This window comes from Paucibacter sp. Y2R2-4, assembly GCF_025717535.1.
Taxonomy (GTDB): Bacteria; Pseudomonadota; Gammaproteobacteria; order Burkholderiales; family Burkholderiaceae_C; genus Paucibacter_A.
In genome coordinates, this window is the sequence record NZ_JAJIRO010000001.1 from 809,620 (window position 1) to 822,108 (window position 12,489).

Below are 12,489 nucleotides of genomic sequence, written 5' to 3' on the forward strand. Positions count from 1 at the left end.
ACAATCAGGCCCCCTTCTTCAGCCCCACCTCATGTCGAGCCACAAAATGATCAAAGCCCACGGCCACCAGCGGCGCGACCGTCGGCGGGTCGCCCAAGCCGCGCATGGGGCTGGGGATTTCTCCGCTGAGCAATTCGGTCGGGCCGCGGCGCAAACGCGGATCCGCCACCGGCACTGCTGACATCAAGCGTTTGGTGTAGTCATGCTGCGGGTTCTCAAAAATCGCCCGCCGCGGGCCAATCTCGACGATTTGCCCCAGATACATCACCGCCACCCGGTGCGCCACCCGCTCGACCACGGCCATATCGTGCGAGATGAACAAGTAGCTCAGGCCCAACTCGGCCTGCAGGTCCAGCATCAGATTGACGATCTGGGCGCGGATCGACACATCCAGCGCCGACACTGCCTCGTCCGCCACGATCAGCTTGGGGTTCAACGCCAGAGCGCGGGCAATCGCAATGCGCTGCCGCTGGCCACCCGAAAACTCATGCGGATAACGATGGGCGGCATCGGGCGGCAAGCCCACCCGCTGCAGCAGCCATTGCACCCGCTCCTCGGCCTGGACTGGCGTGGCGAGCTTGTGGATGTAGAGCGGCTCGGCGATTGAGAAGCCCACCGTCAGCCGCGGGTCCAGCGAGGCATAGGGGTCTTGAAAAATCATCTGGATATCGCGCCGCAGCGGCTGCATCTGGCTGCGCGACAAACGGGTCAGATCTTGGCCCCGAAACAGAATCTGGCCCGCATTGGCCTCCACCAGCTTCAACAAGCTGCGCCCAGTAGTGGACTTGCCGCAACCCGACTCCCCCACCAAGGCCAGGGTCTCGCCGGCGCGCAGCTCAAAGGACACCTGCTCCACCGCATGCACCCGTTTCTTCACCCGGTTCAACAAGCCCTCACGAATGTCAAAGCGAGTCGTCAACTGTTTGACCTCCAAGAGCAATTCGCCGGGCGCTTTGTCTTGTACCCGCACCGCACTCATCTGTGCGTCTTCGGCATTCATCAAAGAGAAGCTCGCTGGCGCATCGCTGCCCGCCATGGCGCCCAACCGAGGCACGGCCGACAGCAGCGCACGGGTGTAGCGATGCTTGGGCGCCTCAAACAGCGCCAGGGTCTCGCCCTCTTCCACCTTTTCGCCGCGCAGCATCACCGCCACACGGTCGGCGCATTCGGCCACCACGCCCATATCGTGGGTGATCAGCATCACCCCCATCTTCATCTCCTGCTGCAGCGAGCGAATCAGCTGCAGGATCTGCGCCTGGATGGTGACGTCCAGCGCGGTGGTCGGCTCATCGGCAATCAAGAGGCTGGGTTTGCAAGCCAGCGCCATGGCAATCATCACCCGTTGGCGCATGCCGCCGCTGAGTTGATGCGGGTGCCGTGTCAGGACTTGGCGCGCTGCCGGGATGCGCACCAACTCCAACATGCGCAGCGCCTCGGCCAAGGCGGCCGCGCTGTTCTGCCCCTGGTGGATGCGAATGGCCTCGGCAATCTGCTCCCCCACGGTGAAGACCGGGTTCAGCGAGGTCATGGGCTCCTGAAAAATCATCGCGATATCGGCACCGCGGATCTTGCGCATGCGCGCCTCGTCGGCGTGCGCCAAATCCAGCGCCTCGCCGTGCCGGGGCTGAAAGCGCAGGCTGCCGCTGACGATCTGGCCGCCCGCATACTCGATCAAGCGCATCAGGGCCAGCGAGGTCACCGATTTACCTGAACCCGACTCCCCCACGATGGCCAGGGTCTCGCCCGCGCCGACCTGAAAGCTCAAATGCCGCACCACATCGCTGGGGCCGGCCTCGGTCTTGAAGCGGACCGTCAGATCGCTAACGTCCAAAACCGGCGTTTGCTTGGCGAGACTCATGCGGGCTGGTCTCCGTAAATCGCCACCACCGGCGCCTCACCGACCCGCGCATAGCCCCGGTACATGCCATCGGAATTGAAACAGAGGCTGAGCTCGCCGTTGGCCGACACTGCGATCAAGCCGCCACTGCCGCCCACCTGCGGCAGCTTGTGGTGCACCACCCGCTCGGCGGCGGCCACCACGCCCAGGCCCAAATACTCCATTTGAGCGGACACATCAAAGGCCGCGCAGCTGCGCATAAAGGCCTCGCCGGTGCCGGTGCAAGACACGGCCACCGTCGCATCATTGGCATAGCAGCCGGCGCCGATGATGGGCGAATCGCCCACCCGGCCGACCTGCTTATTGGTCATGCCGCCGGTAGAGGTGGCGGCGGCCAAATGCCCCTGGGCATCCAGCGCCACCGCTCCCACCGTGCCGGTCTTGCTGCGCTCGTCGATGGGGCCGCTGGCGGCCGAACTTGCAGCGAGTTGCTGGCCGTCATGGTCCAAGAGCGCGCCGGCCTGCGCTTGCTGGGCGCGGCGCAATTGTTCCAAGCGTGCGGTCGTGCCAAACCAGCTGGGCTCGACTTGCTCCAGGCCGTGCGCCGCTGCGAAAGCATCGGCCGCCGCGCCAATAAACATCAGGTGCTCGCTGTGCTGCATCACCGCCTGCGCGGCCAGCACCGGGTTGCGCGTGCGCGTCACCCCGGCCACAGCGCCGGCTTGCAGATTGCTGCCGTCCATCACACTGGCGTCCAGCTCATGGCTGCCTGCTGCGGTGTAGACCGCGCCGCGCCCGGCATTGAACAGCTCACATTCCTCCAGGCGGCGCACCGCTTCCACCACCACATCCAGAGCAGTGGCGCCGGCAGCCAGCTGCGCTTGCCCGGCTTCCAGAATCGAGTGCAAGGCCGCCAGGTATTCCTTTTCTTTGGCTTCGCTCATCTGGCTGCGCAGCAAGGTGCCGGCACCGCCATGAATAGCCAAGACCGGCTGCGAGTGTTTTGATGCGCCTGCATTCATCGCGGCCTCCCTTTTGTGATTTCGACAGACTGGTCCGCCCCTTTGACCGAAGGCCCGGCGCGCAGGCCCGCCTTGTTCATATGCAACCAAGGCATGACGTAACGCGCCAATTCTTGGGCGCGCTCCACCGCCTGCGGGGTGCGCCGCGCCACCGCCGCACACAAGGCTTCAATGCACGCCAACGCCGCCGCATTGGAGGTCGCCGACATCTGCTTGGCCGCGTGCACATACAAGACCACATCGGCCAAGGCGGCCAAGGGCGAACTGGGCCGATCGGTCAAGACCAAAATCTTGCAGCCACGCTCGTGAGCCATGCGCGCCAGCATCATCGTGTCTTCGCTGTAGCGGGGCATGGCGATGGCCACCAAGAGATCCAGCTTTCCGAGTTTGAAGATCTGCCGTGCCGCATGGCTGGGACCGGGCATCTGGGACAAGGTGGCCACATCGCCGCAGTACGCATCCAACTCATGGTGCATCAGGCCCGCCAGATAGGCGCTGGCCCCATAACCCAAGGTGTTGATACGGCGAGCGGCCAGAATCAAGTCGACAGCTTGTTCACAGGCCGCGTCTTGCAGACCCTCACGTGTGAGTTGCAAATTGCGCTGATCTTCATCCAGTGAGCGCGCCATCAGCTCCGCGCTGTTGAGCGCCACTTGCGCCAAACCACTGCGCAAGCGCTCCACTGGCGCCAATGTCGACTCAAAGGCTCGCGCCAACTCGGCCCGAAACTGCGCATAACCGCGAAAGCCCTGCCCCACGGCGAAGCGATTCGCCGAGGCGATGGAGACGCCCACCTCCTTGGCAAACTCATCAATCGATGCGGTGGCCGCGCGAAAGGGGTGGGCCAAGACGGCACTCGCCATGCGCTGCTGCACGCCCGACATGGACGGCGCGCGCTGGGCAATCTGCTGCAACACAGGCTGGCCAGCAAGGGCTGCTGTGCGCGAAGACGGGCCGCTTGGCTTGGAAGAACGAGGTTTCAATTTGAAAGATTGCTTTCAAGAAATCCGAATAACTTGAAAACATTCTTTCACCACCCAGCTGACCTGCGTGCGCAGGGAAACCCTGAGCAGCGCTTCGCTCCTGCGCAAAAAGGGGCCCAAGATCGGCTGAGGGACAATACCGGCATGAAGATGCACATTGCCCAAATTCTGTTCACCCAAGGCTTCGGCAGTCGCCGGCTTTGCTCCGGCCTGCTGTTCAACGGCGAGGTCAGCATCAAGGGCGAGATCCTGAACGATCCCTGGGAAGAGTTCGAAACCGAAGGCCTGGAGTTCGAAGTCGGCGGCCAGACCTGGCCCTATCACGAGAAGGCCTTGATCCTGCTGAACAAGCCCAGTGGCTATGAATGCTCACGCAAACCCAAGCACCACCCCAGCGTGATGAACCTCTTGCCCGCACCTTTGCGCGAGCGCGACGTGCAACCTATTGGCCGCCTGGACGAAGACACCACCGGCCTGCTGCTGCTGACCGATGACGGTGCCTTGATCCACAAGCTGACCAGCCCCAAGCACCATGTACCCAAGGTCTATGAAGCCACCTGCAAGCACCCGGTCACGCCAGAAATGGTGGCCCAGTTGCTGGCCGGCGTGGAGTTGCGCGAGCCCGAGCCGAGCAAGCCGGTCGTCGTGGCTGGCGCCTCCGGGCGAAGTGCATCCAAGCCCGCCGGAAAACCCAATAGCAAGTCCGAGCGCAGCACGCCCTATGTGCCCGAGACGGTGCGCGCCGAGGGGGCCGAGAGCTTCGGCACTCATGGCTTGCGCCTGACCTTGGTTGAAGGCAAGTACCACCAAGTCAAACGCATGGTGGCGGCCATCGGCAACCGGGTGGAAAGCCTGCATCGCCCCCAATTCGGCGCCTTGACCATCCCCACCGATCTCAAGCCCGGCGAGTGGATCTGGATCGATAGCCCAGACCAAATCACACCTAAGTAAAAGTTTGATGACGGTCAAAGATGATTGGGGTTTGCCCGCAAAACTGCGGCGTTAGCGCGACGTTCAGGGTAGATCCTGATCAATCTGTAACAAAGTGCATGTAGAACCTCGGCTGACCAGCGGGAGCACCAGACTCACCGCCCATGAGCCACCTCTTGAGGGGTGGCCGATTGCCGAGGGAAAACATTTTGAACACCGCTGAACCTGTCGCTGCACGGGTCGGAGAAGACACGGGCCCCGATATCGCCGAACAGGTGAGATCGGAGCAATTGGCTTCGCTCTACGAACGCACCCTAACGCCCACCTCGGTCGGAGCGCTGTTCAGCCTTTTTCCGGTCATCTTGCTTTGGCCCCACCTGCCGCACAGCCTGCTGCTGAGCTGGTTGGGCGTACGGCTTTTGATCAGCCTGACGCGTTGCGTCGACCTGTTGCGCTTCCGCCGCTTCTGGGCCAGCAAACCCAGCCACGCCCAAGTTGAACCCTGGCGGACTCGCTTCCTCGCGCTCTTGGCCGTGGATTCACTCACCTGGGGCTTGATGGGCTGGTTCTTCCATGCCCCGGAGTTCCCACAACTGGAAGGCCTGATGCTGGCCGCTATGGTCGGTCTGGGTGCCATCGGCATGTTCTCGCTCGGAGGGCGCTTGCGCGCCAACCTGCTGTTCAGCGTCCTGGCCTTGGGGCCCTTGGCCGCCTATCACCTGTGCCAAGGCAGCCAGCAAGGCGCGTTGACGGGCCTGAGTTTGATGCTCTTCATCGTCGTGGCACTGAAAGAGTCGCGCAAGATCGACAGCCGCACCACCGAGTTGCTGCGACTGCGTTTCGCCACCGACTGGCTGGCCCAACAACGCCAGCAGGCGCTGCAGTCCGCCGAACACTCCAGCAGCAGCAAGAGCCGATTTGTCGCGGTGATGAGCCACGAGATCCGCACGCCTTTGAACGGAATTCTGGGCATGACCCAGCTGCTGGAACGCACGCAGTTGGACGCGCAACAGCGTGAACAGGTCGACATCATGCGGCGCTCAGGCCAACACTTGTTGGCGCTGGTGAACGACATCTTGGACTTGGCCCGCATCGAGTCCGGCAAGCTCGCCGTGGACGCCGGCCCGGTCAATGTGCGCGAGACGGTGGACGATGTCTGCCGCTTGCTGGGCGAAACCGCCCGCGACAAGGGTCTGGACTTTGCACTCAGCCTCAGCCCCGCCCTGCCCCGCTATGCGCTGGGCGACGCCTCACGCATCAAGCAGGTGCTGCACAACTTGATTGGCAATGCCATCAAGTTCACCGAGCGCGGCCAAGTCAGCGTGGAAGTCAGCCCTACCTTGGACATGCGCGCCGGCACGCTGCTGCGCTTTGCGGTGCGAGACACCGGCGAAGGCATCGCCGCCGACCAGATGGAACGCGTCTTCGCGCCCTTCGAGCAGGCCGAGGCCATGGGCCAAGAACGCCGTCCGCGTCGCCAGGACGGCACCGGCCTGGGCCTGACCATCTCTCGCGAACTGGCGCGCGCCATGGGAGGCGATCTGCGTTGCAGCTCGGTGCCGGGCCAAGGTTCGCTGTTTGAGTTCACTTTGCCGCTGCAGGCCTGCGCCGATATGGGCGTCTCGCGGGCTTCGCGGCCGGAGGCGCAAGCGCCAATGCGGCACGCAACGGCAAATGTGGAGCCCGATGTGCCGTTTGAAGCGCTTGAACTCATGCCCCCCACTTCGGCCGCAAAGCCGGAACCATCGGCCGCGCCAGCCAAGCCACCACGCCTGTCGGGCCGCGTGCTCTTGGTCGACGACAGCATGGTCAATGTGCTGGTCGCCTCCTCCATGTTGGAGAGTTGCGGCCTACAGGTCGATCAAGCCGAGAACGGCGTCGAGGCGCTGGAGCGCTTGGAAACCTTGGCCTACGACCTGGTGCTGATGGATTGCCAAATGCCCAAGATGGACGGCTTTGAGGCGACCCGTCGCTGGCGTGCACTGGAGCGCAGCCGTTTCCAGGGCCATGTGCCCATCGTGGCCCTGACCGCCAGCGCGGTGAACGGGGATCGCGAACGCTGCATCCAATGCGGCATGGATGACTACCTGGTCAAGCCTTTCGAGATGGACGATCTGGTGGCCGTGGTGCAGCGGCATCTGCAGGTCGCTGAGCTGGCCTGAACACCTGCCCAAAGCCACCAAGCTCAGCGCATGAGCGGGCGAAGGATAATCGCGGCCATGCATGTTTTTCGCGGCTTTCATCACCCCGGCATCGCGCCCGCTTGCGCGCTGACCATTGGCAACTTTGACGGCGTACACCGCGGCCATCAGGCCATGCTGGCCTTGTTGAAATCCGAGGCCTCGCACCGCGGGCTGCCGTCTTGCGTGATGACCTTCGAGCCGCATCCGCGTGACTACTTCGCCGCCAAGCTGGGCAAGCCCGAGTTGGCACCCGCCCGCATCGCCACGCTGCGCGACAAGCTCAGCGAGTTGGAGCGCTGCGGCATCGACCAAGCCGTGGTGCTGCGCTTTGACGAAAGGCTGGCCTCGCTGAGCGCGCAAGATTTCATCCAAATGGTGCTGCGCCAAGGGCTGAATGCGCGCTACATCTTGGTCGGCGATGATTTCCGTTTTGGCGCCAAGCGTCAGGGCGACTACGCCACCCTGGACGCCGCCGGACGCCAGCAGGGCTTTGATGTGGCCCGCATGATGAGTTACGAGGTGCATGGCTCGCGCGTCAGCAGCTCCGCCGTGCGCGAGGCGCTGGCCGCCGGCGATATGGCCGCCAGCGCGCGCTTGCTGGGCCGCCCTTATGCGATCTCGGGTCATGTGGTGCATGGGCAAAAGCTCGGCCGCAGCCTGGGCGAATCCAGCCCCGGCGCGATGGATGGTTTTCGCACCCTGAATCTGCGCTTTGCGCATGACAAGCCCGCCGCCCATGGCATCTTTGCGGTGCGCACCCATGGCCTGCTAGATCAGCCGATTGACGGCGTGGCCTCGCTGGGCGTGCGCCCCACGGTAGAGGACGCCGGACGTGTGCTGCTGGAAGTTCATTGCCTGGACTGGCCGCAAGAGCTCGGCAGCAACGGGGCCTACGGTAAACTCGTGCGTGTGGAACTGCTGCATAAACTTCGCGACGAAGCCCGCTACGACGGGCTGCCCGCACTGACGGCCGCCATCCGGCAGGATGTGGCGGACGCGCGAGCCTTTTTGGCCACCCATGCCGCCATGCGGCGCCAGACCACACGCGATCGAATTTGACGCTGGCGGGGTCTTGCCGCCCCTTCCTACCGCCTTTTTGGGCCTGGTTTTGATTCACCTCGAAGTCAAAACGGGCCGCCCGCACCGGCAGCCTGAGCTGCTCCCCCTCCCCGCAAAGGCGCCCCGCAAGTGCGCGCAGCGCCCTCGAATGCACAAGTTCTGGACCCCTCATGAGCACCGATAAAAAAGACTACCGCGCCAGCCTGAATCTGCCCGACACGCCTTTCCCGATGCGCGGCGATCTGCCCAAGCGCGAGCCGGGCTGGGTGAAGGCCTGGGAAGAGCAAGGCACTTACAAGAAGCTTCGCGACGCCCGCCATGGCGCGCCCAAGTTCGTCTTGCACGACGGCCCACCCTATGCCAACGGCCAGATCCACATCGGCCACGCCGCGAACAAAATCCTCAAGGACATGATCGTCAAGGCGCGCCAGCTGGAAGGCTTTGACGCGGCCTACATCCCCGGCTGGGACTGCCACGGCCTGCCGATCGAAAACCAAATCGAAAAGACCTTCGGCCGCGGCCTGCCGCGCGACGAGGTGCAGGCTAAGAGCCGCGCCTATGCCGGCGAGCAGATCGATGCGCAGCGCGCCGACTTCAAGCGCCTGGGCGTGCTGGGCGAATGGGACCGCCCCTATCGCACCATGGACTTCAAGAACGAGGCCGGTGAGATCCGCGTCTTGAAGCGCTTGTTCGAGCGCGGCTTTGTCTACCGCGGACTGAAACCCGTCTACTGGTGCTTTGACTGCGGCTCTTCGCTGGCCGAGTTCGAGATCGAATACCAAGACAAGCAGAGCCCGGCGGTGGACGTCGCCTTCTTGAGCGCCGAGCCCGAGAAGCTGGCCGCTGCCTTTGGCTTGCCCAAGCTGGACAAAGAAGCCTTCACCGTCATCTGGACCACCACGCCTTGGACCATCCCGGCCAACCAGGCACTGAACCTGAACCCGGAGCTGGTCTACGCCTTGGTGGACACGCCTCGCGGCATCTTCATGGTGGCCGAAGCGCTGGTGGAGAAGTGCTTGGCGCGCTGGAAGCTGGAGGGCTCGGTGCTGGCCACCACCGTCGGCAAGAACCTGGCGATGCTGCAGTTCAAGCATCCGCTGGCCCATGTGGACGCCGGTTACGACCGCAGCAGCCCGGTCTATCTGGCCGACTACGCCACTGCCGAAGACGGCACCGGCGTTGTGCACTCGGCCCCCGCCTACGGCCTGGACGACTTCCAGAGCTGCATCAGCCACGGCATGGCCTTCAAGGACATCTTGAACCCGGTGCAAGGCAATGGCCAGTACGAGGCCGAACTGCCGTTGTTCGGCGGCCTTCACATCTGGAAGGCCAACCCGGTGATCGCCGAGGCGCTGGAGAACGCCGGCCGCCTGCTCTCGCATGTGAAGATCACCCACAGCTACCCGCATTGCTGGCGCCACAAGACGCCGGTGATCTACCGCGCCGCCGCCCAGTGGTTTGTGCGCATGGATGAAGGCGAAGGCCTGTTCGCCGTGGACCGCGCCGAGAAGACCTTGCGCCAGACCGCGCTGGAAGCCATCGACGCCACCAGCTTCTACCCCGAAACCGGCCGCGCCCGCCTGCGCGACATGATCGCCGGCCGCCCCGACTGGTGTATCTCGCGCCAGCGCAGCTGGGGCGTGCCGCTGCCAATCTTCCTGCACAAGGACTCGGGCCTGCCGCACCCCAAGACGCTGGAGTTCATCGAGCGCGCCGCCGTCATCGTCGAGGCCGGCGGTGTGGAAGCCTGGGCCAAGCTGGACCCGGCCGAATGGCTGGGCGCCGAAGCGGCCGAGTACAGCAAGGGCAGCGACATCCTGGACGTCTGGTTCGACTCGGGCTCGACCTTCCAACATGTGTTGAACGGCAGCCATGCCGGCGCGGCGCATGCCGAAGGCCCTGAGGCCGATCTGTATCTGGAAGGCCATGACCAGCACCGAGGCTGGTTCCACAGCTCACTGCTGATCGGCTGCGCGCTCTACGGCCGCGCACCCTACAAGGGCTTGCTGACCCACGGCTTCGTCGTGGACGGCGCCGGCCGCAAGATGAGCAAGTCGGTGGGCAATGTGGTGGCGCCGCAAACCGTCAGCGAGAAGATGGGCGCCGAGATCATCCGCCTGTGGTGCGCCTCGACCGACTACTCGGGCGATTTGGGTCTGGACGACAAGATCCTGGCCCGCGTGGTCGACGCCTACCGCCGCATCCGCAATACCTTGCGCTTCTTGCTGGCCAACGTCAGCGACTTCGACCCGGCCACAGATGCCGTGCCGCTGGATCAGCTGCTGGAAGTGGACCGCTTCGCCCTGGCCCGCGCGGCGCAGATGCAGGCCGACATCCTGGCGCATTACCAGCGCTACGAGTTCCACCCGGTGGTCGCCAAGCTGCAGGTCTATTGTTCGGAAGACCTGGGCGCCTTCTACCTCGATGTGCTGAAAGACCGCCTCTACACCACTGCACCCAAGAGCCTGGCGCGCCGCTCGGCCCAGACCGCGCTGTGGCACCTGACCCACGGCATGCTGCGCTGGATGGCCCCCTTCCTCAGCTTCACTGCCGAAGAAGCCTGGCCCATCTTCAGCGGCAAGCCGGCCGGCGAGAGCATCTTTGTCGAGACCTATTGGCAATTCGCCGCGCCCGATGAAGCGCTGCTGGCCAAGTGGAGCCGCATCCGCGAGATCCGCGAAGCGGTCAACAAGGCCATCGAAGACGTGCGCAAGGACGGCGGTGTCGGTTCCTCTCTGCAGGCCGAAGTGGCCTTGGGCGTGAATGCGCAAGACCTGACCCTGCTGCAGTCGCTGGGCGACGACCTGAAGTTTGTCTTCATCACCTCGGCCGCCAGCTTGAGCGAAGCGGCGGGGTTGAGCGTGACCGTCACGCCCTCGGCGCAGCAGAAATGCGAGCGCTGCTGGCATTACCGCGAAGACGTGGGCGCCAACCCCGAGCACCCGACCCTGTGCGGCCGTTGCGACAGCAATCTGCACGGCAGCGGCGAAACCCGCACGGTGGCCTGAGCGATGGCGAGCTCCTACAAGAAAAGCGGCGCGGGCAGCGGCAACAAGCTGGGCCTGTGGCTGGGCATTGCCCTGGTGATCATCCTGTTGGATCAGTTCACCAAGGTGCTGATCCTGGGCAACTTCCAGCTCGGCGACAGCCGCTTCGTTACCAGCTTCTTCAACGTCGTGCGGGTGCACAACACCGGCGCAGCCTTCAGCTTTCTGGCCGGCGCCGGGGGCTGGCAGCGTTGGTTCTTTGTTGGGCTGGGTGCGCTGGCCACCCTCTTCATCGTGGTGATGCTGCGCAAGCACGGCCAACAAACCCTGTTCGCCACCGCGCTCAGCCTGATTCTGGGCGGCGCCATCGGCAATGTGGTCGACCGTTTGCTGCACGGCTATGTGGTCGACTTCATCCAGGTGCATTGGGCCGGCTGGTACTTCCCGTCCTTCAATATCGCCGACAGCGCGATCAGCGTGGGCGCGGTACTGCTGATTTGGGACGAAATTCGCCGCGTTCGGCGCGGTTGATTTCCACGCGGCTGAGTCAGTCACGCCTGCCGGGCTCAACCTCGGGTTGAACCCATGCAGGAAACTCCGCTGGTTTCGGGACTCATGCCGGCCTAAGCTGCGGGCATGACGCCTGAAACCCACGCACCCGTCGCCAGCCCTGCCGAGCCAGCCACAGAAGCCTCGCCACAGCCCTCGCCCCCCAGTGAGAACGAGGCCCCGCGCGACAACTCCTTCAACATCCCGCTACACCCGCTGCGCCTGCGCGACCCGCTGTGCTGGCTGGCGGCCGGCTGGCGCGACTTTCGCCGTGCGCCTTTGATCGGCATGTTCTACGGCCTGTGCTTCATGCTGATGGGCTGGGCGCTTTTGGGGGTGTTCAAACATGCGCCGATTTACACCCTGGCCTTGTCAGCGGGTTTTTTGCTGATGGGGCCGTTTCTGTGCCTGGGCCTTTACCGCGTCAGCATGAAACTGGAGATGGGCGAGCCGCCGCGTCTCTTGGACTCGCTCTTGGCCTGGAACCAGCGCCTCTCGCAAATTGCCATCTTCGGCGGCGTGCTCTTGATTCTTGAAATGATCTGGGGCCGCGCTGCGCTGATTGTGTTCGCGGTCAGCTTTGACGGCATGCCCGACTTTGCCGGCTCGATCAGCAAATTGCTGGACCCACAAAACGCCAGTTTCATCGTCGCCTATTTGGCCGTTGGGGCGATCTTCGCGGGCCTGATCTATGCGATCAGCGTGATCTCCATCCCGATGCTGCTGGCCCGCGAAGCCGATGCGGTCACCGCCGGCCTGACCAGTTTGCGACTGGTGCTCTCGCAGCCCTTGGTGATGTTGTTCTGGGGTTTTTTGATCACGGTGGGTGTCGTCTTGGCGCTCTTGCCGGGCTTTGCCGGGCTGGTGATCGTCGGCCCGATTTTGGGCCATGCCAGCTGGCATGCCTACCGCGCTGCGGTGCACGACTGAAGCTCATCA

At 64.0% G+C, this 12,489-nt stretch carries 9 protein-coding genes; 6 read left to right on the top strand and 3 right to left on the bottom strand.

Annotated elements, in window-relative coordinates:
• Nucleotides 1-4: 4 nt before the first annotated feature.
• From LNV06_RS03520 to LNV06_RS03530, 3 genes are read right to left on the bottom strand one after another with little or no spacing between them, the layout of a single operon-like run.
• Nucleotides 5-1,858 (bottom strand): dipeptide ABC transporter ATP-binding protein, encoded by a 1,854-nt coding sequence (locus tag LNV06_RS03520; RefSeq protein ID WP_263536845.1) that lies wholly within the window; start codon nucleotides 1,856-1,858, stop codon nucleotides 5-7.
• Nucleotides 1,855-2,859, bottom strand: coding sequence for an isoaspartyl peptidase/L-asparaginase family protein (locus LNV06_RS03525; RefSeq protein WP_263536846.1), 1,005 nt, complete (start codon nucleotides 2,857-2,859; stop codon nucleotides 1,855-1,857). Before LNV06_RS03525 ends, LNV06_RS03520 begins: the two co-directional genes overlap by 4 nt.
• A complete protein-coding gene (locus LNV06_RS03530) occupies nucleotides 2,856-3,776 on the bottom strand; it encodes a MurR/RpiR family transcriptional regulator (RefSeq protein WP_263536847.1) in 921 nt (306 codons plus the stop codon). Before LNV06_RS03530 ends, LNV06_RS03525 begins: the two co-directional genes overlap by 4 nt.
• Nucleotides 3,777-3,992: 216 nt before the next feature.
• Between LNV06_RS03530 and LNV06_RS03535 the strand changes: the two genes are divergently transcribed.
• From LNV06_RS03535 to LNV06_RS03560, 6 genes are all read left to right on the top strand, one after another.
• The gene (locus LNV06_RS03535; protein WP_263537501.1) at nucleotides 3,993-4,793 is read left to right on the top strand and encodes a pseudouridine synthase; all 801 of its coding nucleotides are present in this window, start codon (nucleotides 3,993-3,995) and stop codon (nucleotides 4,791-4,793) included.
• 188 nt (nucleotides 4,794-4,981) lie between these two features.
• Complete coding sequence (locus LNV06_RS03540) at nucleotides 4,982-6,934, top strand: ATP-binding protein (protein ID WP_263536848.1); 1,953 nt, start codon at nucleotides 4,982-4,984, stop codon at nucleotides 6,932-6,934.
• A gap of 57 nt (nucleotides 6,935-6,991) precedes the next feature.
• Nucleotides 6,992-8,014: a bifunctional riboflavin kinase/FAD synthetase gene (locus LNV06_RS03545; RefSeq protein WP_263536849.1), complete on the top strand. Its 1,023-nt coding sequence runs from the start codon at nucleotides 6,992-6,994 to the stop codon at nucleotides 8,012-8,014.
• 170 nt (nucleotides 8,015-8,184) lie between these two features.
• Nucleotides 8,185-11,022 carry an isoleucine--tRNA ligase gene (ileS, locus tag LNV06_RS03550; protein ID WP_263536850.1) on the top strand — a complete coding sequence of 946 codons (2,838 nt, stop codon included), beginning with the start codon at nucleotides 8,185-8,187 and terminating at the stop codon, nucleotides 11,020-11,022.
• Between the two features lie 3 nt (nucleotides 11,023-11,025).
• Nucleotides 11,026-11,532 (top strand): signal peptidase II, encoded by a 507-nt coding sequence (gene lspA / locus LNV06_RS03555; RefSeq protein WP_263536851.1) that lies wholly within the window; start codon nucleotides 11,026-11,028, stop codon nucleotides 11,530-11,532.
• A 105-nt stretch (nucleotides 11,533-11,637) separates the two neighbouring features.
• A complete protein-coding gene (locus LNV06_RS03560; protein WP_263536852.1) occupies nucleotides 11,638-12,480 on the top strand; it encodes a DUF2189 domain-containing protein in 843 nt (280 codons plus the stop codon).
• Nucleotides 12,481-12,489: the final 9 nt, after the last annotated feature.